Source organism: Synechococcus sp. PCC 6717 (genome assembly GCF_022698185.1).
In the GTDB taxonomy this organism is placed as follows: domain Bacteria; phylum Cyanobacteriota; class Cyanobacteriia; order Thermosynechococcales; family Thermosynechococcaceae; genus Thermosynechococcus; species Thermosynechococcus lividus.
In genome coordinates this window covers 14,026-36,113 of record NZ_JAKLTV010000001.1, presented here as the reverse complement: position 1 = coordinate 36,113, position 22,088 = coordinate 14,026, and the positions used below count along the sequence as shown (strand labels likewise).

The 22,088-nt window shown below is 55.2% G+C and carries 23 protein-coding genes; 10 read left to right on the top strand and 13 right to left on the bottom strand.

The window, feature by feature from the left end:
* Window positions 1–6: 6 nt before the first annotated feature.
* Window positions 7–2,133, bottom strand: a complete 2,127-nt coding sequence (locus L5470_RS00185) for a lytic transglycosylase domain-containing protein (protein ID WP_499497412.1) — start codon at window positions 2,131–2,133, stop codon at window positions 7–9.
* A 268-nt stretch (window positions 2,134–2,401) separates the two neighbouring features.
* Between L5470_RS00185 and rpmB the strand changes: the two genes are divergently transcribed.
* Both rpmB and trmB read left to right on the top strand, forming a co-directional pair.
* On the top strand, window positions 2,402–2,638 hold the full coding sequence (rpmB, locus tag L5470_RS00180) for a 50S ribosomal protein L28 (RefSeq protein WP_099798739.1): 237 nt from the start codon (window positions 2,402–2,404) through the stop codon (window positions 2,636–2,638).
* Window positions 2,639–2,650: 12 nt separating this feature from the next.
* Complete coding sequence (gene trmB, locus L5470_RS00175) at window positions 2,651–3,292, top strand: tRNA (guanosine(46)-N7)-methyltransferase TrmB (RefSeq protein ID WP_499497410.1); 642 nt, start codon at window positions 2,651–2,653, stop codon at window positions 3,290–3,292.
* Here trmB and L5470_RS00170 read toward each other — a convergent pair.
* Window positions 3,289–4,068: a hypothetical protein gene (locus tag L5470_RS00170; RefSeq protein ID WP_499497408.1), complete on the bottom strand. Its 780-nt coding sequence runs from the start codon at window positions 4,066–4,068 to the stop codon at window positions 3,289–3,291. The genes trmB and L5470_RS00170 overlap by 4 nt on opposite strands.
* Window positions 4,069–4,167: 99 nt before the next feature.
* Here L5470_RS00170 and L5470_RS00165 point away from each other — a divergent pair, with 99 nt between their 5' ends.
* Both L5470_RS00165 and L5470_RS00160 read left to right on the top strand, forming a co-directional pair.
* On the top strand, window positions 4,168–4,395 hold the full coding sequence (locus L5470_RS00165; protein ID WP_499497406.1) for a photosystem I reaction center subunit IV: 228 nt from the start codon (window positions 4,168–4,170) through the stop codon (window positions 4,393–4,395).
* 30 nt (window positions 4,396–4,425) lie between these two features.
* Complete coding sequence (locus tag L5470_RS00160; protein ID WP_499497404.1) at window positions 4,426–5,280, top strand: DNA-formamidopyrimidine glycosylase; 855 nt, start codon at window positions 4,426–4,428, stop codon at window positions 5,278–5,280.
* Here L5470_RS00160 and L5470_RS00155 read toward each other — a convergent pair.
* From L5470_RS00155 to L5470_RS00145, 3 genes are read right to left on the bottom strand one after another with little or no spacing between them, the layout of a single operon-like run.
* On the bottom strand, window positions 5,250–6,524 hold the full coding sequence (locus L5470_RS00155; protein WP_499497402.1) for a sensor histidine kinase: 1,275 nt from the start codon (window positions 6,522–6,524) through the stop codon (window positions 5,250–5,252). The two genes, L5470_RS00160 and L5470_RS00155, sit on opposite strands and share 31 nt — an antisense overlap.
* Window positions 6,525–6,563: 39 nt before the next feature.
* Entirely contained in the window at window positions 6,564–7,880 is a 1,317-nt protein-coding gene (gene rimO, locus L5470_RS00150) for a 30S ribosomal protein S12 methylthiotransferase RimO (RefSeq protein ID WP_499497400.1), read from the bottom strand.
* Window positions 7,881–7,900: 20 nt separating this feature from the next.
* Entirely contained in the window at window positions 7,901–8,557 is a 657-nt protein-coding gene (locus L5470_RS00145) for a Mo-dependent nitrogenase C-terminal domain-containing protein (RefSeq protein WP_499497398.1), read from the bottom strand.
* A 120-nt stretch (window positions 8,558–8,677) separates the two neighbouring features.
* Here L5470_RS00145 and L5470_RS00140 point away from each other — a divergent pair, with 120 nt between their 5' ends.
* Window positions 8,678–9,325 carry a chorismate lyase gene (locus L5470_RS00140; protein ID WP_499497396.1) on the top strand — a complete coding sequence of 216 codons (648 nt, stop codon included), beginning with the start codon at window positions 8,678–8,680 and terminating at the stop codon, window positions 9,323–9,325.
* Here the strand turns inward: L5470_RS00140 and L5470_RS00135 are convergent.
* Complete coding sequence (locus L5470_RS00135; RefSeq protein ID WP_499497394.1) at window positions 9,298–9,981, bottom strand: N-acetylmannosamine-6-phosphate 2-epimerase; 684 nt, start codon at window positions 9,979–9,981, stop codon at window positions 9,298–9,300. The two genes, L5470_RS00140 and L5470_RS00135, sit on opposite strands and share 28 nt — an antisense overlap.
* Before the next feature lie 306 nt (window positions 9,982–10,287).
* On the opposite strand from L5470_RS00135, the gene L5470_RS00130 reads away from it, so the two are divergent.
* A complete protein-coding gene (locus L5470_RS00130) occupies window positions 10,288–11,244 on the top strand; it encodes an RNA polymerase sigma factor, RpoD/SigA family (RefSeq protein ID WP_198406195.1) in 957 nt (318 codons plus the stop codon).
* An 8-nt stretch (window positions 11,245–11,252) separates the two neighbouring features.
* Here L5470_RS00130 and L5470_RS00125 read toward each other — a convergent pair whose 3' ends face one another.
* From L5470_RS00125 to L5470_RS00105, 5 genes are read right to left on the bottom strand one after another with little or no spacing between them, the layout of a single operon-like run.
* Complete coding sequence (locus tag L5470_RS00125) at window positions 11,253–12,368, bottom strand: beta-ketoacyl-ACP synthase (protein ID WP_499497392.1); 1,116 nt, start codon at window positions 12,366–12,368, stop codon at window positions 11,253–11,255.
* Between the two features lie 8 nt (window positions 12,369–12,376).
* Window positions 12,377–13,528 (bottom strand): DUF58 domain-containing protein, encoded by a 1,152-nt coding sequence (locus tag L5470_RS00120; RefSeq protein ID WP_499497390.1) that lies wholly within the window; start codon window positions 13,526–13,528, stop codon window positions 12,377–12,379.
* A 19-nt stretch (window positions 13,529–13,547) separates the two neighbouring features.
* On the bottom strand, window positions 13,548–13,916 hold the full coding sequence (locus L5470_RS00115) for a thioredoxin family protein (RefSeq protein WP_099798730.1): 369 nt from the start codon (window positions 13,914–13,916) through the stop codon (window positions 13,548–13,550).
* Between the two features lie 60 nt (window positions 13,917–13,976).
* Entirely contained in the window at window positions 13,977–14,675 is a 699-nt protein-coding gene (locus L5470_RS00110) for a type 1 glutamine amidotransferase (RefSeq protein WP_499497388.1), read from the bottom strand.
* 3 nt (window positions 14,676–14,678) lie between these two features.
* Window positions 14,679–15,152, bottom strand: a complete 474-nt coding sequence (locus tag L5470_RS00105; RefSeq protein ID WP_099798728.1) for a CAAD domain-containing protein — start codon at window positions 15,150–15,152, stop codon at window positions 14,679–14,681.
* Between the two features lie 177 nt (window positions 15,153–15,329).
* Between L5470_RS00105 and L5470_RS00100 the strand changes: the two genes are divergently transcribed.
* The 4 genes from L5470_RS00100 (at window position 15,330) to L5470_RS00085 (ending at window position 19,631) form a co-directional block, all read left to right on the top strand.
* Window positions 15,330–17,273 carry an FAD-dependent oxidoreductase gene (locus L5470_RS00100; RefSeq protein WP_499497385.1) on the top strand — a complete coding sequence of 648 codons (1,944 nt, stop codon included), beginning with the start codon at window positions 15,330–15,332 and terminating at the stop codon, window positions 17,271–17,273.
* 351 nt (window positions 17,274–17,624) lie between these two features.
* A complete protein-coding gene (gene pyrH, locus L5470_RS00095) occupies window positions 17,625–18,353 on the top strand; it encodes a UMP kinase (protein WP_448514898.1) in 729 nt (242 codons plus the stop codon).
* Window positions 18,340–18,888 (top strand): ribosome recycling factor, encoded by a 549-nt coding sequence (frr, locus tag L5470_RS00090; RefSeq protein ID WP_099798726.1) that lies wholly within the window; start codon window positions 18,340–18,342, stop codon window positions 18,886–18,888. The genes pyrH and frr overlap by 14 nt, the downstream gene beginning before the upstream one ends.
* An 89-nt stretch (window positions 18,889–18,977) precedes the next feature.
* Window positions 18,978–19,631 (top strand): riboflavin synthase, encoded by a 654-nt coding sequence (locus L5470_RS00085; protein ID WP_099798724.1) that lies wholly within the window; start codon window positions 18,978–18,980, stop codon window positions 19,629–19,631.
* Between the two features lie 118 nt (window positions 19,632–19,749).
* On the opposite strand, the gene L5470_RS00080 is transcribed toward L5470_RS00085, so the two are convergent.
* Window positions 19,750–20,619, bottom strand: coding sequence for an acyl-CoA desaturase (locus tag L5470_RS00080; protein ID WP_499497382.1), 870 nt, complete (start codon window positions 20,617–20,619; stop codon window positions 19,750–19,752).
* Between the two features lie 17 nt (window positions 20,620–20,636).
* On the bottom strand, window positions 20,637–22,034 hold the full coding sequence (gene hemN, locus L5470_RS00075; RefSeq protein ID WP_499497380.1) for an oxygen-independent coproporphyrinogen III oxidase: 1,398 nt from the start codon (window positions 22,032–22,034) through the stop codon (window positions 20,637–20,639).
* Window positions 22,035–22,088: the final 54 nt, after the last annotated feature.

Below are 22,088 nucleotides of genomic sequence, written 5' to 3'. Positions count from 1 at the left end.
CGAGCGTTAGTCACGGGGTGTGGTATAAAGCTGGAGATAGTTCCAGTAATTTTCTAAAACCCGTTTGACATAGCCATAGGTTTCGGGAAAGGGAATGGTTTCAATAAAGCGATCGCCATCACTGGCATCAAACCGCTGTAGCCAATCACTAACGTTACCTGGACCAGCATTATAGCTAGCTAAGGCAAGCAATGTATTTTGTTGGTATCGATTGTGGGTGTAGTCAAAATACCATGTCCCTAAACGGATATTGTCCTCTGGGTCTTCAAGGGAGAAATCGCTCAGGCTCAGCTGATCTGCAATCCAAGTCGCAGTGTCTGGCATCAGTTGCATTAACCCTGTTGCCCCCACAACGGAACGAATGTCGGGTTCAAAGCGCGACTCTTGGCGAATCAGCGCCATCACCAGCAGGGGGTTGAGATTGCGAGCAGCAGACCACTTTTGAACAATGTCCCAGTAGGGCAATGGATACAGAGCATACCAAAAGCGAGGGTCACGCTGAATTGACTCGAAAAAGGTTGCGGTATCGGGTTCATTCCTCGCACGCACAAACAGGTTTTCAAGCATGAAGATGCCATCGAGATACTCACCCACCCCAAGACGGATCAGGCCATCGGTCAGTTGCTCAGCAGCAGTGGGGGTGACCCGATTTTGGAATTCCCATTGCCAGCGCTGCCATGCGTCCTGCGTTTGCCCCAGCAAGTAGAGTTCCTGAAGGGTTGGGCTGCCAGCGCTCAGGGGTAAGGGGTGAGCGCGATCGCGATCGATGCGGGGGTGTTGTTGCCGCAGCGTTGTAAAGGTACCGACGGGTTGCTGGAGTAAACTGGCGGCACGCCATCCATAGTAGGAATGGGGGTACTGACTTATGAGCGATCGCCACGCAGCGGTTTGAGCTTGGGATCCGCCAGCCTCTCCTAACCATTTTCCCAGCCAGAACGCCGCACGGGGCGCTATTTCACTATTGGGGTTATGCTTGAGGAGTTCGCCAACCCAGCGTTGAGCAGTTTGCCACTGACGCTGTTGTGCTGCTGCCTCTGCTAACTGCCAGCGAAGTTCAGCAGCAGCGGTGCTACCCCCATAGGTTTGCAAGAGTTGTTGTTGAGTGCGCTGGGCAGCGGTCTCATTCCCCAGTTCCCGATAGGTGCGATACTGCTCTAGCAGCACATCCGCCGCAATCGCACTCGATTGGCTGTTAGTGGCCAGTTTCAACGCGATCGCCAGTAGCGGCAGGCGATCTGCTGGGGAGTTAGCCAGTCGGGCAAGGCGCAATTGCGCTAAAGCGGCTTCTTGAGTGTTGGGAAAGCGTTGAATAAGGTCTTGGTAGGCGGCGATCGCCCCTGAGGTATCGTTACTCAGTTGACGACCTCTGCCGACTCGATAACGGTTCAAGGGCGTTTGGGGCGCACGGTCATAGGCGGCGGCGGCAGGGGCATACTGCATCTTTTCCCAATAGCCAAAGGCGATCGCCTCCCAGTCAGCAGGGGTTAACTCCTGAGGGTAACGCTGCCGCAGAATCTCTAGATAGGTGCCATAGTCTTTAAGATACAGCCCATAACGAGCCACCAGCTTGAGGTAGGGGACGTGATCCGGGCTGTTTTGTAACTGGGTGTGGACATAGTTCACCACAGCGGGATGCTGCGGAAACTGGGCGATCGCCCGGTCGGGCTGCTGGAGGTTGAGCAACGCCACGGCGGCTTCCGGCTCCTTGCCATAGTCGCGGATCAGCTGCTGCCATGTCTGCGTTGCCTTGCGTCCTTGACCCGCTTGCCGATAGGCATCTGAGCGCAGCAGGAGAATCCGTGCCGCCATGGGTCGGTAGGTGGCCTCTAAATTTTCAAGCCACCGCAAACTTTCCTGTGGGGCGTTGTGTCGCAGCGCATCCACCGCCAGCAAGTAGCGGGCGCGATCGCGTTTAAGGGGATCCTTTGCCTGCGCCCATTCTTCTAGCTGAGCGCGGCGTTGGGGAGGGGCCTCTAGGGTGAGTGGATAGAGAGTCTCTAACGGCGGAGCAGACCAATACTGCCGCGCAACGATCGCCCCCACCATCACTAGGACTGTTGCCAGTGCCAGTAAAAGCCAGTTTCGCCAGCGCCGAGAGACTGCCGTAGAGTGTCGTTTCGGCAAAAGTTTCACCTTAGCTCTAGCATCCGTGCCACAACACGATAGCAACTCAGCAGGTTTGTGTTCAGTGTACCAAACGTGGGGATACGACCCCACAGCTAAGCTATGGGATACGCTGAGCGAAGAATTAGAGAGGCTCATCCCGCCGAATCTAGACTTCCGCGCCTTGAGGTGTGAGGAGCACACCAATGATTTACAGGCTGAAGCACGTTTCTATGCTAGAATGAAGGACTTGGTTATGTCTAACGACTAGCAATTGCCTTGCAAGGGACTTAAGATTATGAGCCGCGTTTGTCAACTCACCGGAAAAAAGGCCAATAACGCCTACGCCATTTCCCACTCCCATCGGCGGACAAAAAAGCTGCAAGAAGTGAACCTGCAATGGAAACGGGTATGGTGGCCAGAGGGTAAGCGTTGGGTGCGGCTGCGCCTTTCGACAAAAGCCATTAAAACCCTTGAGCGTAAAGGCTTAGCAGCTTTTGCTAAGGAAGCGGGCTTGAATCTCAATAAGCTTTAGACGCTCTAGAGTATGGGCGATCGCACCACTGTTGTGCGGTTACGACAGCACGTCAACCCCCTCAGTCGCAGGTTTCAGCAAGAGGTTGCGGTACCGGATTGGTCACGCATCTACGCCATCGCGTCCCAGCCATTACATCTAGATATTGGCTCAGCGCGTGGCACGTTTCTATTGCAGATGGCGGCCCTGCATCCTGAGCAAAATTTCCTTGGCCTAGAAATTCGCTATCCGTTGGTTGTGGCGGCGAATGAACGCCGCGATCGCCATGGCCTGTTGAACCTGCATTATCTATGGGGTAATGCAAATGCCCACCTAGGGAGGCTACTCCAAGGCGTACCGCTGCAAACGGTGAGTATCCAATTTCCGGATCCATGGTTTAAGCGGCGGCACCACAAGCGGCGAGTGGTCACCCCCGATCTGGTGGCAACCCTTGCGCAGCACCTCTGTCCCGGTGGCCGTGTCATTCTCCAGTCCGATGTCCTCGAGGTTGCCGTTGCCATGGTGCAGCAGTTCCGCGCCCATCCTGCCTTTGCCGCGTCACCACCCAATTGGCTGCCCCAAAGCCCATGGCCTGTGGCCACAGAACGGGAGCAGTACGTTTTGGCACAGGGGTTACCCGTTTACCGTTGGCAAGGGGTGCTACTTCACTCTTAAAGAGCGTCATCCTCTAGCGCGCTTGGCAGGCACAAAAACTCCCGTAGGCAGTCCACAGTTTGCTGCTTATCGCGACGACCACTGCTATAGTAGTGCCGCAGGGGAATAGTTTCGCCAGATTTTAGCTGAAATACAATACGATACGTACTGTCGCTATCGGAGCTATGGCTAACCTCTAGGAAAACGTCTGTAATATCCCGTAGGCGATACTCCTGTGTCTGGTGCCCCCACAAATTCCGCCGCCGCAGTGTCCACGTTCCACTGGTGCGATCCATCTCGACATCGACCACTGAGGGTAACAGCACAAGCCCACCCCCAATGGGGAGTGTAATGGCTAAAATCAGCCAACCAATCCAGCGCTCATCCTGAGTGAGGTGCAGTTGAGGTTGGCTTGGATTCTCCAAAAATTGGTTAATGCGCTCTACCGTTCTCTGGCGATCGCCCCGATCGGAGGAGAAACTGCCAAAGGGAATGGTGCGGCTGCCAGTCAGCAGTTCCACGCGGTAGGTCGTGTCGCCATCACTATCGGTATCTCGATTTAAGTGGGCGCGGCGCAGGTTAGCAATGGGGATGTTCAGGCGTTGTTGATGCAGCGCGTAGGTATTGGTGAGCACACAGGTCAAGGGTTCTGTTTGGCGCTGGCACAACAGTTCATGGTGGCCAAAGGCAACGGGGATTGCGCCGCTAGCAAGGAGAAACAAGCCACCAAGAAACCACAGCAGTCGTGGGCGATCGCGCAAACGCAGAGAATCGTCGGTGTGCTCAAGGATCTGCATTGCAGGTGTTCTGTGAAATTTTGTGGAGCGAGCGTAACAAGCTGTAGCGGTCATAGTAGTCTTAAGTCTAGCCGTTCAGAGATATTTAGGACATAACTCATGGTGCAACGTGGTTCTAAAGTCAGAATTCTCCGCCCCGAATCCTACTGGTACAACGAAATTGGCACCGTTGCCTCGGTCGATCAAAGTGGGATTAAGTATCCAGTGATTGTGCGGTTTGACAAGGTCAACTACACCGGTTTCAGTGGCAGTGCTGGCGGTGTCAACACCAATAAMTTTKCCCTCAGCGAAGTGGAAGAAGTAAGTGCTCCCAAAAAAGGGAAGTAGTTGGCTCCCTAGAGCACGTTGGGTGCCCTTGTGCCGGAGTTACCGGAAGTAGAAACAGTACGGCGTGGGCTAGAGACGCTAACCCTCCATCAGCCGCTTGTAGGAGCGGAAGTGTGTTTAGCCCGCTCGCTTGCTTACCCAGACAGCCCGGATGTTTTTAGGAATGACTTGAAGGGTCGCTACTTTGTGGGATGGCAGCGGCGGGGCAAGTATTTGTTAGGCACATTCGACAACGGGGCAATACTGGTTGTGCACTTACGCATGAGTGGCCAGTTGTTGTGGCTGGCCACCTCGCAGCCCCTGTGCTCCCATACCCGTATTCGCTGGTTCTTTCCTGAGGGGATGGAACTGCGCTTTGTGGATCAGCGTACCTTTGGGCGGTGTTGGCTGCTTCCCAACTTCGAGGCGATCGCCACTCTGATTCCGACCCTTGCCACCCTTGGCCCAGAGCCGCTAAGCGAGGCCTTCAGTCCTGCATTTTTAGCCGCCCAGTTGCATCGCTGCCGTCGCCCCCTCAAGAGTACCTTACTCGATCAACGCATTGTGGCCGGCATGGGGAATATCTATGCCGATGAAAGTCTTTTTTTGGCGGCGTTGCATCCGCTGACCCCTAGCGATGCTCTCACCCCCAATCAAGTGGAGCAGCTCCATCAGACGGTGCGCCACGTCCTAGAGGCAGGGATTGCTGCAGGCGGTACAACCCTGCGCACCTTTGTTAGCACTCTTGGGGTCAATGGGCGCTACGGCGGACAGGCATGGGTCTATGGCCGCAAAGGGCAGCCCTGCCGGGTGTGTAGCACCCCCATTGAGCAGTTGCGTATTGCTGGGCGCTCAAGTCACTATTGTCCGCAGTGTCAGCCACTGTCACGGGCAATGGGCAAATAAAGGGTGAGGATCTCGCCCGCATGGCGATCGTGCCGTTGGGTAACTTTTGCACCAACCGCTTCAATCAAGAGCTTGGCCGCTTGGAAGTTGAGGCTCAGTTGGCCGGTTGCCGGATGCCAGAGTAAAAGTTGCCCAAGGGAGGCTAAATCACTGCGGTGTTTATACTGAGGCGATCGCAACTCCAGTTTGACCTGATGCCCCGCTGGCTGCACTACTAACTGAAGGGCGCTCTCAGCGGCAAGGGTTTGGCTGTAGTATTCCACCAACCCGGTGAGCACCTGATCCAGCGACTCCGGATCACTAAGCACCACTGGCAGGTTAGCAGGGCACTGGAGATATAAGCTCACTTGGCGGCGTGCGGCCTGCTTCTGCCAGCGCGGTAAATTGGTTGTCAACAACGTCTGAAGGCACGTGCGCCCCAAGGCCATGGGTGTTTTTGATGCGGGACTAGAGAGCATCTCCGCAGCTTGGGTGAGCAGATCAAAGCGGGTCATTTGCTCATGGATTTCTTGGCCAATTTTATGCAGGTACTGGTAAGTGCGCTGGGGCAAGTCCTGCTGGCGCTGGAGCAGTTGGATAAGAGTATTGATGGTGGTTAGGGGGGTTCGCACTTCGTGGGCAAGGGCTTGGAGAATATTGACATCCGCAGCGTCTGGGGCGGTTGGCGCGGCGGTGGCTGGCGTGGGTACAGGCTGGCTATAGTCCAGCAGCCACTGACCAAACTGGCTCACCAGCCGATAGCCAGGGCAGCGAATACCAACCTCCCGCAACCACTCATCAATCGGTTTCAACCCTGAGGAGGGGTGCTCTTGCCGTAAATGCTGCCAAAATGTATAGATTTCTTCCGGGGCGAAGGAAAACCGTAACCCCTGCTCTGGCTGATACACCAGCAGTACACTAACCTCAGCGCTCAACACTAGGCAAAAGGGACTAAGCCAGCCACTGGTACTTGGAATGATCGTCACTTGGGGAAGTTGCTGACGCTCTTGGGCGGGTAGGTACGCTAGCGATCGCCCCTGCGCCAGCACGTAGGTTTTAAGCGCCGGATAGTCAAGAATTAAACTGGGGGAAGACACCAAAAAACCGGTACTAGGGGCGCTATAGCGCAGTAGCTCCTCCAGCGCCCTGACCCCAGCATGCCACTGCCAAAAGCGATCCGTCTGCGGTGGATCGCGCAGCATATCACGGGTATAGGTGGCCGAGCGCGGACGAAGCATGGCAGGAACCCCAACTGCTTTGACCATAGCGGCTGTTGCGGGATTCGCCTAGGGGTAAAACCGTACTTAAAGGGCGATCCTGCCGTACAAGTCATAGACATCGGCGGCAGTAATTTCCACCGCCATGATAGCGCCGAGCCGAGCCGCCCCCTTCACGTAAACCACACCATCCACATCGGGGGCAAAGCGGGGCGAACGGCCAAGGAATTCCCCCGTTTGCGGGTTCTCTTGCTCCATGAGGACAGGAACCACCTTCCCTACTTCGGCAAGGTTTTTACGCTGGGCAATGGGCTGCTGTAGTTCCATCAGGCGATTGCGGCGGGTGGTTTTTACCGCCTCCGGCAGTTGATCGGGCAGGTGGTAGGCGGCAGTGCCTTCCTCCGCAGAGTAGGTAAACACCCCCACATGATCAAACTCGTGACGCTGCACAAACTCGCAGAGGTGCTCAAAGTGAGCCTCAGTTTCCCCCGGAAACCCAACAATAAAGGTCGTCCGCAGGACAGCACCCGGCAGTTGGGCTTTGACCTGTTCAATGAGGCGATCGTTCACGCCTGCCTGCCAAGGGCGATTCATGGCGCGTAACACATCAGGGTGGGAGTGCTGCAAGGGCAAATCAAGGTAGGGCAACACATTGGCAGTGTCGCGGATGGCAGCCATCACCGCCTCGCTTAAACCAGTCGGATAGGCATAGTGGAGGCGAATCCACGGCACATCGACCTCCCCAAGGGCGCGGATCAGATCAGCCAGTTTTGGCTGGCCGTAGAGATCCAAGCCGTAGTTGGTGGTAATTTGTGAGACCAGAATAATTTCCTGCACCCCCTCAGCCGCCAGTTGGTGGGCTTCGGCAACAATGGATTCAATGGAGCGCGATCGCTGATCGCCCCGCAGGTGCGGAATAATACAAAAGGCGCAGCGGTAATCACAGCCTTCCGCAATCCGCAGGTAGGCCACTGGCTCTGGGGTTGTGCGATAGCGGGGCACCGTTTCATCGGCAATGTAGGTCGGCACGGCACTCACCCGCTGCACCCGCTCACCCGTTTCAGCCCGCTCAATGACCTCAACAATGTGTTGGTAGTCACCACTGCCAACAACCGCCACCGCTTCGGGAATCTCCGCCAATAATTCCCCCTGAAAGTGCTGCGCTAGGCAGCCGGTAATCACAATTTTTTTATTGGCCTCTGCGAGTTCGACAAGGGTGCGCACCGACTCTTGGCGGGCAGCTTGGATAAAACTACAGGTATTGACAATAACGTAATCGGCCTCGGTTTCATCGGTGCTTACTCCGTAGCCTGCTGCCGCCAACAACCCAATCATATGTTCAGTGTCAACACGATTTTTGTCGCAGCCAAGATGGGCGATCGCAATTTTGGGTTTATTGGGCATAGAGAGTAGCAGGATGCATGTTAACAGTAGGGGGTAATGTCCTCACCGCACTCATCGGCTAAGTACGTCAGCGATCGGAAGCGTAACCCCACTAACTGATCATAAAGGGGATTGAGTTTACAGAGGGGGGGAATGTGAACAATTTTGCGCCCAAAGAGGGTGATGTCGCGCTCAAAGGGGCATTGGGGGGGAATTAAACGGCAGAGAAACCGCGCCACCTTGGGATCTTTTATTTCGAGGTCGTCTAACCAGTTGCGCACTGGATCTAGCAGCCGCAGGGTGTGCTCACCGGCGTCGTGCCGCCCGTCAAGGGTATGTTTTAGCGATTCCAAAGCGTCAATTTCTAGCCCCAGGGCACGGCAGAAGCGTTGTAGTTCAGCATCTTCGGATTGGGAGTAAATGCCGTTGGCCAGCCCCACCATAACCGCTGTGCGCAAGAAGTTTTCAGCCAAGGGGCGATCGCCCCCAAAGGCAGCAACTAATTCGGCATCCGTGACGGGGGAAAAATGATCAATGTCAATGTCAGGGGCAATTTCGTCTTGGATGAGGCTGGCAATGAGCTTCTGCTCCTCGGGGTCAAAGTGGCCGTCAGCACAGGCAACACTCAACAGTCCTTTAATCCATGTGCCAGTTTGCTCAGGGGTTAACTCCGCTGTCGTATCTGTTGTCGTTGTCATCCTACTTGCCTAGTGGGTTGAATACTCCTGCCTCATTATTGACTGTACCCCATAGCACCCTAGCGTCCGTAAAATCCTTGCTACAATTAACGAAGTTTTGTTAAGCAACCTGTACTCTCCTTGACTGCTTCGCTGTTGCCCTCAACCACTTCATCCTCGTGGCACGCCCTTGAGCCGCTATGGCAGGGAGACTTTGCAACGATCCAGCAGGGGCTGCCCCACGAGCTGCTTGCCCCAGCATGGCAAATTCTCATCTTAGGAGATGGCTCCCCTACGCGGCACCTACAACTGTTGACCCGCGAAGCAACGGAAGTGGATGTGATTGATATGTCGGCCATTGGGCATGAACATGATGCTGCGCCACCCCAACTGCAACTGATTCCGGGGCCACGCCTGCGCCGTCAGGTGTGGTTGCGCACGGCCTCGGGTCAGCGCCTTGCCTACGCAGCCTCCTGGTGGGAAGCCGCCCATGTGGATGAGTACTTGCAAAACCGCGCTATGCCCATTTGGACGAACCTTGCCCAGCGCAAAGTAGAACTTTATCGCGATATTCAAGCCGTTTATTTCGGCCACTGCGATACCCTTGCTGCTGCGTTTGGCGAAGCAGGGCCGTTTTGGGGTCGCCACTATCTGTTTTGGCACGATCGCCGCCCCCTAACCCTTATTTACGAAGTGTTTTCCCCCTATCTCTGTCGCTACCTTGGCCCGATGGGGAGTACCCTCGATAGCTTGCAAGCGCCTTACTCTGACCTCAACGCCTGCCGATAGACCTCTACCTGACGGTCAATCCCCGTAATAGCAGTACCAACAACCACTGCATGGGCACCGAGGGCTAGTGCCTTAGCGGCCATGGCTGGACTGGCAATGCCCCCCTCGCAGAGGATAGGTACGCTCAAGGTTTGCACCAGCGCCGTCAATAGCTCCCAACTCGGCGGTGTCTCTGCCGCCGTTGCCTCTGTATAGCCAAATAGGGTGGTGGCGACCCAATCAGCGCCCGCACTCACAGCTGCTGCGGCACTGGCAACCGAGTCAATATCCGCCATGACGAGCTTGCCCAGTTCAGTGTGAATCCGTTCAATCAAGGGGGCTAAGGGTTCCGGGCGGCTGCGCTCCGTCGCATCTAGGGCAATGACATCTGCCCCCGCTGCGGCAACGGCCATCGCATCGGCAAAGCGAGGGGTAATGTACACCGGAGTTTCAGGCAATACCTGCTTCCATAGGCCAATAATCGGCACGTTCACCCCTTGGCGAACTGCACGGATATGTTCCGGCGTGTTGATCCGCACCGCTACTGCGCCTCGCAGAACCGCCGCTTCGGCCATGGCCTTAATGATCTCCGGTGCGGCTAAGGGGGAGTCTGGAGGGGCTTGGCAGGACACAATCAGACCACCACGCACCACCTCAGTGATTGTTTGCTGCAGCACTGTCCCTCCCTGCACCGTTGTAGTGCCTCTACCCAACCCACTGTACCCCACCGCGACCATAGGTCTTTCTCAATAGGGCAAATATAAAGAAAAGATTAAAAACCCCCAAAGGGCAATGTTAGTATTCCGATTAACAGATTTAGAAATGTTAAGATTCTTAATATATCTAATACATCTGCTAAAAAGCTGTTAAAGCACCACTGGTTTGACTGCACCCTTTAGCAGGAGAGTTTGTCCGTACTACCCTAAAGAACCAATATCAAAAGCATTTCAACGACTAACTGCTGTCAACCTTCATATCGAGCGATGGTGACTATGGAGACTTCAAAAGACTTGGTACGTACTTATCTGCGGGAGATTGGTCGTGTACCGTTACTAACCCACGAGCAAGAAGTTATCTATGGTAAACAGGTACAGCACCTTGCCCTACTCAATGAGCTGCGCGAACAGCTTGCCACTGACCTCAAGCGTGAACCAACTCTACAGGAGTGGGCAACTGCCGCTAATATCAACCCAGCGGAGCTAGAGAGCGCTATTGAGATGGGCGAGCGGGCTAAGCGCAAGATGGTGGAAGCCAATCTGCGCCTAGTGGTGTCGGTGGCCAAGAAGTATATTAAGCGCAATGTAGATCTGCTGGATCTGATTCAAGAGGGCACGATTGGGATGCAGCGGGGGGTGGAAAAGTTTGATCCGACGAAGGGGTATCGCTTTTCTACCTATGCGTACTGGTGGATTCGCCAAGCTATTACGCGGGCGATCGCTGAGAAGGGGCGCACCATTCGGCTCCCCATTCACATTACCGAGAAGCTCAACAAAATCAAGAAGGCGCAACGCCAACTCTCCCAGCGGCTAGGACGAGCCGCCACCATTAACGAACTGGCAGCAGAACTGGAACTCACCCCAGCTCAAGTGCGGGAGTATCTGGAGCGGGCGCGGCAGCCCTTGTCGTTGGATGTGCGGGTGGGGGACAACCAAGATACTGAACTGGGCGAACTGCTGGAGGATACCTCGATTTCGCCGGAAGAGTTTACGGCTCAGTCGTCCTTGCGCAGTGATTTAGAGCGGCTGATGGCGGACTTAACCCCGCAGCAACGCCAAGTGCTCTCCCTGCGGTTTGGCCTAGAAGATGGGCAACCCCTGACCCTTGCCAAGGTGGGTGAGTTGTTAAACATTAGCCGGGAGCGGGTGCGGCAAATTGAGCGGGAAGCCCTCAGTAAGCTGCGCAAGCGCCGGAGCGATATTCATGAGTACCTTGCTAGTTAGGGGACATTTTAGGGAGCTGCCAGCACCAGCACTGCATTCTGGCCGCCAAAGCCATAACTACAGCAGAGAATCCGCCGCAGGTGAGCAGCCCGTGCCTTCAGGACAATATCGAGGTCAAAGGCAGGGTGCTGACAGCCTACACAGGGGGGAATGTGCTGGTCTTTCAGGGATAAACAGGATAGGGCGGTGGCGATCGCCCCTGCTGCCCCAAGGGTATGGCCAACCGCCCCTTTGCTGCTGGTAACGGGGGTATGGAACCCAAACAGTTTTTGGATCCAGGCCGCTTCTGCTGCATCATTTAGCCGGGTGCCGGTGCCATGGCTATGGATATAGTCAATCTCTGCAGGGGTGCATTGGCTCTGATGCAGAGCCTTTTGAATGGCGGCGATCGCCCCTTCTTGGCGTAAACTTGGCGCAGCGATCTGTTCGGCATCGGCGGTGAGACCGACCCCAGCAATGGCACCATAGGGCTGAACTTGGCGAGAGCGGCTATGGCGCTCCGACTCCAGCACTAGAATGGCTCCACCCGCCGCCAGCCCCAACCCTTGGCGATCGCGATCGAAGGGCGCCACCCGCTCAGAGGCTAACACCCCCAACCGCTGAAAGCCAGCAAACGTCAGGGGTGACAGGGGCGACTCTACTGCCCCTGCGAGCACAACGTCGCACTGCCCCTGCTGGATCAGCATTGCCCCTTGGGCGATCGCCCAAATCCCCGTGGCGCAGGCCGCCGTCGGATTCAACACCGGACCAACGATGCCAGCCTGTTGAGCCACCTGCTGGGATACTGCTGCTGGTAACCGCTCTAGCCAGTGATTCAGAGGTAGCGATGGTTCCTCTGAGCGCAGCCATGCTTCCCACTGGGCTTGAAAACTTCGACTGGAGCCAACGACGACCCCCCCATCCACCAGAGGCGCGGCTAAACCTGCATCCGCTAGTGCTTCAGCAACGGTTTGGCTCAGAATTATCTCTAAGGGTTGGGTCGTTGTGCCGATAACGCCTACGGTTCCGGTTGGTAAGCCTTTTGGCTGTAAGCCGGTTTCCCCCTGAAGATACCGCTGCCACGTTTGGGGGGCGTTTTCACCAAGGGTAGTCAATAGACCAATTCCCGTAATCAGAACCGTCACAGTAGCACTTAGCGAGTACTGAGGCTAGCTTGGAGCTGGAGGCTAAGGGGGCGATCGCCATGGATGCACAGGATTCCTGGTTGACGGGGTGGCGCTTGTGATCTCCACAGTAGGGTGACACTACCGGGGGGTAACTGGTCTAGGGTCGAGGATTCAGACGTTAGCCAAAGAATCGGATCAATGGGGTAGGGGGCAACCGTGGCCTGGGGTTGAATGTCCGCTAAGGTGCGCAGAACCGCTGCTTGTCCGTGCACCATCCCCGTGGCAGCACTCCAAAATTGCACGGGAATTTGCTGTTGCTGGCTATACACGTAGAGGCTGGCTGCGGCAATCACGGCCTGTTCAAAATCCTCCTCCTGCCAGCGGGGGGTTGTATCAAGGGCAATGGTGATGGCATTGCCACCGCTGAAGGTGTCGAACTCCCGCACCCGCAGTTCGCCGTAGCGGGCACTCGTGCGCCAATGGACTAAGCGCAACGGATCGCCCCAGCGGTAGGGTCTCAGGGAGCGGGTAATACCCTCTTGGGCAACGTGGAGATGGTGTTGGCGATCGCGCCAGTCTTGGGACAGTTCTTGACCCAGTTGATCCAGCAGGGGACAGTGGTGTAGTTGCAGTACTTGGGGATAAACCACCAGTTGGCTTGGCACACTCACCTGCCGTTGACACCAAAATAGACCCAAGGGCGAGGCCGTTCGCAGGGAGACCCACTGCCAATCGTAAMCCCCCCGCCGGTGTGGGATGAGGTCGTACTGCCAGTCGTAGGTGTGGTGGGGCAAAATTTCGGCAATGGCCTGCTGCGGCGGTTGGCTTTGGGTCGGTGACCAGAGGGCACGGGGCAGCCGATCAATCACCTGAAGGCTATTTCGGGGGGAGGTGGTGGCATTGGTTACATAAAGATGCAACCGCAGGCGATCGCCCGCGTGCACAGGCGTTACAGGTGCGCGCTCTAAAACTATCCCTCGCAGATGTCGCGGCGGCAGAATCGCAGCAACAATTAATAACCCCAAAATAATACCAGTAATGACGTATAGCCAACCGGCCATGGAGTTCACTGCCGCCGCAAATAAAAAGAGAGTCATCCCCAGCAGCAGCCCACCGCCATAGGCAGGTGTAACCCAGCGGCGTTCTAAAAAGTGATTCAGGCGACGCAGCCAAGCCATTGCAGTGCTACCCTACGGTTTATGAGCGGGACTCCGCTGCCAGCAGCGATGGAAAGGAACGGCAAAGCACCTGCTGCAGAGCTTGGCGAAAATCTCCCTTCACTAGTGCTGGGTCAAACCGCTGTACTAGCTCGCCGCGCTCAAAAAATAGCAGGGTGGGTAAGGTCGTGAGTTGAAAATGGCGGCTTAGGGCAAAATGCTCATCGGCATTGATTTTGAGCACCTGTAACCGCTGCGGTAAGGACTGCTCCAGTTGATCCAAGAGGGGATCAATGAGGCGGCACAGGCCGCACCAGGGTGCCCAAAAATGGACAATGACAGGGACTGGCGCACTGTGAATTTGCCGCTGAAAGCCTTCGATACTAAAAGTGGTTTGAAGACGGTTCACGTTGTTATCTCGGTTTGTCTTGGGATCATCCTACCAGTCAGCGGCAGTTTTGCAGCAGGTTTAGACCATCCCAGTCAGCCACCGATCCAGCAATTGCTCTAAGTAGGGGATCAGTACTTGGGTTTGCCCAGCCTTCGCCACTATGTCAGCCGCCGATTGAGTGTAAGCCCCGGAGCCTAACTCAGTGCCACAGTGGTGGATGAGATCCGCAATGGTGGCCGGGGTCACTTCAAGGTGAAATTGCAATCCCAAGACGCGATCGCCCCAAAGGAAGCCTTGCTGCTGGCAGACAGCACTGGTGGCTAGGGGGATCGCTCCCGACGGCAAGCTAAAGGTATCGCCATGCCAATGAAAAACGGTGAGGGAAGATGGCCACGCCTGAAACCATGGGTGCTGTTGGGCGGCAGGGGTGAGGTTAATAGGATACCACCCAATTTCTTTGGCAATACCGGCGGTAACGCTAGCCCCGAGCACCTGGGCTAGGAGTTGTGCCCCTAGGCAAATACCCAGAATTGGCATCCCGTGGGCGATCGCCGCCCTTAGAAATGCTTTTTCTGCCCGTAACCAAGGATAAACTGCTTCGTCATTGACCCCCATCGACCCACCCATAACAATCAAGGCATCGATGTCTGCAAGCGTGGGGAGGGTTTCACCAGCGTAAAGATGGGTACCCTGCCAGTGATGTCCCCGTGAGTGTGCCCACGCTGTAATGTGAGCGGGGGGTTCAAAGGGCACATGTTGCAGGTAGTGCAGCCGCATCGCTTATGAAGGGGTAGATGTGGTATCCCCGAGAATACGTGCCTTATAATCATTGACCTTTTGAGTCAATTCTCGCCGTCCTGAATCAAACAAGACATAGCGATACAGGAACCAAGTGCCGTAGCCAAAGCCAATGAGTTGGCAGGTGGGTGCCAACAGGGGAATAGCATTCACAACTTCCAAAATCGCGATCGCCAGTGCCACAAAGGGAACCGTTGCCAAAATAATCAGCAGCGTCCGTAGGGGTTGCTTGTACTCTCCCAAAAATGTACTCACCTGATCGGGAAAGACCGTCAGCACCCAGTACAGCTTTTCGCGGGCTTGTTGCCACTGCTCATCGGTTAACCCTCCCACCGTAGGGGCGGGTGTTGCGGGTTCACGTCCAGCTAAACTGCCGGCTGGAGTTGTGTCCACCTCAAGAACGGAGGCTTCTGTATGGGTTGTTTCCGTGGCTGGCGATGTTTCAAATTCATTCATGCGATTAGTTTCCTGACGCTCGTTCCTAACGCTGATGAGTGACATGGCTTACGGGTCTAAGTATAGTACAGAAATTGGCACGACCGCGCCGTTAAGTTCTACCCCCATGCCTAGGGGCAAACTTGCGGTGCTGGCTGGCACAGTCGTTGCGAGAGTCACGTCGGGAGAACTTGCCCCATGCGGACTTGCTATGGGTGGTTAATGGGTTGCTTGGTGGCGATCGCCCCGCTGTCTAACCAGCGTGCCCTTGCCGCTCCCCAAACCGTTGAGTGCGACATTTTAGTGATTGGCGGTGGCTTAGCTGGCGTGGCCACTGCTTACGAAGGATTACGCTACGGCAAAACTGTTTGCCTTACCGAAATCACCGATTGGTTGGGGGGGCAACTGTCAGCCCAGGGCACCTCTGCCCTCGATGAACAACTGCGCCAGCGACAACAGTGGTGGTTTCCCGCTGGCTATAGCCAACTCCGTCGCCGCATCATTGCCCAAAACCGCCCGGGAGATTGCTGGGTCAGTGAGGTTTGCTTTCTGCCAGCAGTGGGGGCAACCCTTGTGAGTGACCTGCTGCAAGAAATGGCGGCTCAGGGGCGGGGCACCCTCAAGGTGTTTCTCAATACAGTGGTGCAGGAGATCACCCCCGCAGACGATCCACAGCAACCCGGGCAACTCATCCGCCATGTGCGCGGCATTCAACACCGACGTGCCCCCCAAGCCCCACCGCTAAATACCGACCCCCTCTCCCAAACTCTGGCAGACATTTACAGCGATCAAGACTCACCACGGTTGAGCAAAACCATTCTCAATTTTCAGCCCCCCACCGCGGGCGACTGGATGGTGATTGAAGCCACTGAAACAGGAGAGGTGCTGGCCTTGGCGGATCTCCCCTATCGCTTGGGGATTGATCCTGTGAGCGTGGACAACCCGTCCGCCTCTAGTCCTGTTCCCTATCCCTACTGCCCCCAAGCCATTACCTATACCTTTGCCCTTGAGGTCATGGCTGAGCCTCAAACCTATCGCCGTCCCGCCAGTTACGATCGCTTTGCCCCCTTTTACAGCTATGCCCATTTGCGTTTTGGCCAAGAGCCAGTATTGGTGCTCACCTATCGGCGCATTTTTAGTGCTCAGCCCGCTCAAGGCTCCCGACAAGTCAGTGTGGGGGATATTTCGATGCAAAACTGGGAGCGGGGCAATGACTACGGCCCAGGAACGGCGATGGATAATTTATTGTTGACGCGATCGCAACTGCTGGCCAGTGGTCAACTCCAACCCCGACGCTGGCAGGGAGGCTGGCGGATTGCTGGCTTAGCGGCAGCAGAAGAACTGGCACGGAATTACTTTTACTGGCTGGCCACTGGCACCACCGATGCAGTCTTAGGGGATAACATCAAGCAACCCAACCCCTATCTGCGCTATCTACAGGGGTATGATTCGCCGATGGGCACGGCTCATGGCCTGTCTAAATTCCCCTATATTCGCGAAGGGCGACGGTTGGTGGGTCGCTATCAGGGGGGCTGGCCAGCGGGGTTTAGTATTGATGAGATTGATATTTCTGCAAAGCCCTACTGGCAAGATCCTTACTATCCCCAGACTCTCGGTGCAGAGCAGTTCCAACAACTAGCGATTCGCATGGGTGGGTTGCAGGGACTGGCGGTTGCTCGCGGTGTGCTTCCCCTGAGTCAGATGCAATGGCGGCGTCGGGCGCGACTTTATCCCGACAGTATTGGCATTGGCTACTATCCCATTGATTTTCATCCCTGTATGCTGCAACACCCCCCAGAAGCTGCAGGTAATATTGAACGCCCGCGAGAACGTCAAGGGGCTGGTCAAACCTATCCGTTCCAAGTGCCCTTGCGAGCATTGATTCCCCCCCGCATCAATAATTTACTGGTGACCGGCAAAAATATTGCCACCAGCCATATTGCGGCTGCGGCCTATCGGGTGCACCCCTACGAGTGGTCGGTGGGGGCTGGCACAGGCACGGTGGCCGCCTACGTTCTTGAGCAGGGTTTGCGCCCCCATCAGCTTACGGAACCGCTGCCCCTTTATAGCCCCCATCTGGTACAGGTGCAGCGGCGGTTACAGGCGGCGGCCAACCCCATTGCTTTTCCAGACAATTTTTAGGAACGCCTCCGCTGAGAATGGCAACCTTGACACTCCCACCGACTAAAGTCGGGGGATTCTTACGCAGTCCACAAACGAACTCGTAAAGGCGTGAGCAAACCGCCCCTACACAGTTCCTTGAGGCAAAGCCCCAAAGTTCTGCTTACTTGTAACAACTGTCGCCGATTGGGTTTTTCACCAAGGATGGCGATTAAGTATAGATTAGCACAGAGCAACTAAAGTTGCTAGGTAGCTTTTCCTCCCCGTACTAAAGTACGGGGCTACCAAGCTATCCCTCTGTGTAGGCTACTGCGGCGGTAACTGAACCTGCTATGGTTGATGGGGAGCTATTGGAGTGCGACAGTCTTTGCCATGAGTCCTAACTACCGCCGCGTCTTGCTCAAATTGAGCGGTGAAGCCCTCATGGGTGGCCTCAACTACGGTATTGACCCGAAAGTAGTTCAGGCCTTTGCCAGTGAAATTGCCCAAGTGGTTCAAGCAGGGGTACAAACAGCTATTGTTGTGGGCGGTGGCAACATCTTTCGGGGGATGAAGGGGGCTGCCGCTGGCATGGATCGAGCAACGGCGGACTACATTGGCATGATTGCCACAGTGATGAATGCCATGACCCTGCAGGATGCCCTTGAACAAATGAATGTGCCCACCCGGGTACAGACGGCGATCGCGATGCAGGAGATTGCCGAACCTTACATTCGTCGCCGCGCTATCCGCCATCTGGAAAAAGGCCGTGTGGTGATCTTTGGCGCTGGCTCTGGGAATCCCTTTTTTACCACGGATACTACCGCTGCGCTGCGAGCCGCAGAAATTGATGCCGAAGTCATTTTCAAAGCAACCAAGGTAGATGGGGTCTATGATGCCGACCCTCAAGAAAACCCAAATGCCCGACGCTATCGAACGTTAACCTACACCCACGCCCTGACCCATAACTTGGCGGTCATGGACAGTACGGCGATCGCCCTGTGTAAAGATAATGATATCCCCATCATTGTGTTTAGCTTAGAAACGGCGGGCAATATCTACCGTGCGTTGACTGGGGAACCCATTGGTACGATGGTTGGAGGCTCCTGTGAAATTAGCTGATGTCGAAGAGCGGATGCAAAAATCCGTGGAAGCAACCCAGCACGACTTTAATAGTATCCGCACGGGTCGCGCCAATGCGGCCTTACTAGACCGGGTGATGGTGGATTACTACGGCACTGAAACGCCCCTGCGCTCCTTAGCTACTATTTCCACCCCCGATGCAACAACGATTCTCATTCAGCCCTACGATCGCTCCAGCCTTGCCGCTGTTGAAAAAGCGATTCAACTGTCGGATCTGGGTTTAACCCCCAACAATGACGGCACCAGTGTGCGCTTAAATATTCCCCCCCTCACTACCGAGCGCCGCAAAGAATTAGTGAAAACAGCCGCCAAAATTGCTGAAAATGGTAAAGTTGCGATTCGCAATATCCGCCGCGATGCTATCGATCAGGTGAAAAAACAAGGGAAAGCAGGTGAGCTGTCTGAAGATCAAGTCAAGGATCTACAGGATAAGCTTCAGAAGTTAACCGATAAGTACATCAGCAAAGTAGATGCCCTGCTCGCAGAAAAAGAAAAAGATATTATGACAGTCTAGCTCTACACACCCCTCGCACCAAGGGAGGCCTAGCTCGATGAAACTCGAGTGGCTCCCTACGCTATCTACGAACTCTCTAAGGGTTGCTGATGTTTACAGGCATTATTCAAGCGGTTGGACAGGTGCAGTGGCACTCCGAGCACCAGTTGCTCATTACTGCGGCGATGGCACCGTTTCTCAAGGAGATGGCTATTGGCGATAGTATTGCCGTGGATGGGGTGTGCCTGACGGTGGAAACCTTTGATCGCAGTAGCTTTCGGGTGAGTGTCTCTCCAGAGACGCTCCAGCGCACGACCCTAGGGGAAAAAGCCCAGCAAGGTGCGGCGGTAAATTTAGAGCCAGCATTGCGGGTTGGGGATAAACTGGGTGGGCATTTTGTAACCGGTCACGTGGATGGGGTGGGCTCTCTGAGGGCGATCGCCCCCACTGGTGAGAGTTGGGAGCTGACCGTTGCCGCACCCCTAGCGGTGGCTACCTACATCATTCCCAAGGGCAGTATTGCCATCAATGGCATTAGCTTGACGGTGGCTGCCTGTAATGAACTGGGGGATGAATTTACGGTGGCGGTTATTCCCCATACCTATCGGGAAACAACCCTCCAGTTTCTTCAGATTGGGGATGCCGTGAACTTAGAAGCCGATCTCCTTGGGAAATATACCCATAAACTCTTGGGGCGATCAGCGGCACCCGCAACCGATTCAACCATTGATATCCCCTTCCTCCAAACCCATGGCTATGCCTAACCCCACAGCGGCGGTTGATGTGGGGRTGGGTGGGGGGTTGCTTCATATTTCGAAGACTTGAGCCGCCCTGAAAGGGATAAGCCCTTTCCTATCCCTCGAATAGATTTGGTTTGGCGATTTAGGGCGATCGCCGCACCGGTTGCGCAGCGAGGGCGAGAGCCGTCGCCGTTGGCATTACGACGTTCCGGGCTAGCCCTAGGGTTTTCAATATCCAGATAGCCCACCAAGTGACATCAATCTCCCACCACCGCCAGCCTGCCTTCGCCACATGGGGATAGGCGTGGTGGTTATTGTGCCAGCCCTCGCCATAGGTCAAAATCGCAGCCCACCATAGGTTACGGGAATTATCGTTGATGTGAAAGGTGCGATACCCCCACATATGGGTGACGGAGTTGATCAACCAAGTGCTATGCCACAGCAACACTGACCGCAGGAAAACACCGTAGATGACGAAGGGCCAGCCGCCTAGGGCATACAGGGCGATCGCGAGGGGCAGTTGCAGCAGAATGAAGTAGCGGTTGAGCCAGCGGTAGAAGCCTTGGCGAACTAGGTCAGGCGCAAATTTTTGGTAGCGATCGTAGTTGAAGTAGTCGGGATGGGGATAGATCATCCACAGCATGTGGCTCCACCAAAAGCCACGCTTAGCGGAGTAGGGATCCTGCTCCACATCCTCCGTATGGGCGTGGTGTAGTCGATGGCCGGCCACCCAGAAGATCGGCCCGCCCTGTAGAGCCATTGCCCCCACTAGGGCGATCGCATATTCCAGCCAGCGGGGAACCTGAAAGCTGCGGTGGCTGAGCAGGCGATGGTAGCCCAAGCAGATGCCAATGCTGCCAAACAGCCAATGGAGCAGGAGCATCACCCCCAAGGCCGACCAAGAGAAAAACCAAGGAGCCAGCATGGCTAAGGCATGGACAGCGGTGAAGAAGAAGACAATCAGCCAGTTGAGGGGATAGCGAGTGGGTTGACTTGGTGCACTAGTGGTCATAATCAATCTATATCAATCTATATAGATTTGGAGAATACGTTGCCGGTGCGATCGCCCAAGTAGGCATCAAATACAGCAGCAATGTTGCGAATCAGCAGGCGGCCACTGGGGGTTACTTCGATGCCATCCCGCGAGCGCTTCAGCAATCCATCGGCTTCTAGGGCATCGAGCTGGGGCAAGACGGGGGCAAAGTAGTCGTTGAAGTCGAGGTCAAACCCGAGGTGATACTTGGCTTCTAGATCCTGCACCGAGAGTTGGAACTGACACATCAGTTCCATGATCACCGTTCGACGAATCAGATCATCTTGGCTGAGCCGCACGCCGCGCTCGATAGGAAGCTGGTTGGTATCTAAAGCTCGGTAGAAATCCCCAATGCGCTTATGGTTTTGGACATAGACATCCTGCACCATGCTGATGGAGGTTATGCCAAATCCAACTAGGTCAGACTCGGGCTGGGTGGTGTAACCTTGGAAGTTGCGATGGAGTTTGCCGGTCTGCTGGGCGATCGCCAGTTCGTCGTTGGGCTTGGCAAAGTGATCCATGCCGATAAATACATAGCCTGCATCGGTTAACTGGGCGATGGTTTGCTGAAGGATTTGGAGCTTTTCCGCACTGCTGGGCATTTCTGATGCGGGCATGCGCTTTTGAATCGGCTTCATCCAGGGAATATAGGCAAAGTTAAACACCGCGATGCGATCGGGGTTGAGCGCTAGGGTTTTTTCTACTGTTTCCCGGAAGCTATCCACAGTTTGGTAGGGCAATCCATAGATCAGATCCACATTGACACTCTTAAAGCCCGCCTCCCGGATCCAGTCCATCACATTAAACAGCATTGATTCTGGTTGTATCCGGTTGATCGCTGCCTGTACCGTGGGGTTAAAGTCTTGGATGCCAAAGCTAATGCGATTAAATCCAAGCTGCCGCAGATGATTGAGATACTGGCGATCGCCATCTCGAGGGTTAATCTCAATGGAAATTTCGGCTCTGTCATCAAAGGTAAACTGCTGGGAAATCTGTTCCCATAGATAGTCAACCTGATGGATATTTAGATAATTAGGCGTACCGCCGCCCCAGTGGAGTTGATGCACCCGGCGATCGCGAGAGATCAGGGGCGCTATCTGACGAATATGGCGCCCCAAGTAATCGACATAGGGTGTAGCAATGCCCTTACGCGGTGTCACGATGGTATTGCAGCCGCAGAAATAGCAGGCGGTTTCGCAAAAGGGAATGTGGCAATAGAGGGATAGGGGTGTTTTCTTATAGTTTCCCAGAGCGATCGCCGCTCGAAATGAGGTTGTATCAAAATCGGGAGATAGCTCTGTTGCAGGAGGATAGCTCGTGTAGCGCGGCAGTGGCTGATTGTATTTGTTAAGCAGAGCCGCATCAAATTCAACGGTCTGAGAAAGCGGTTTCATGATGGCTAGGTTTCATACGTCAAATGGATGAGCAAAATGGATGAGCAGATCAAT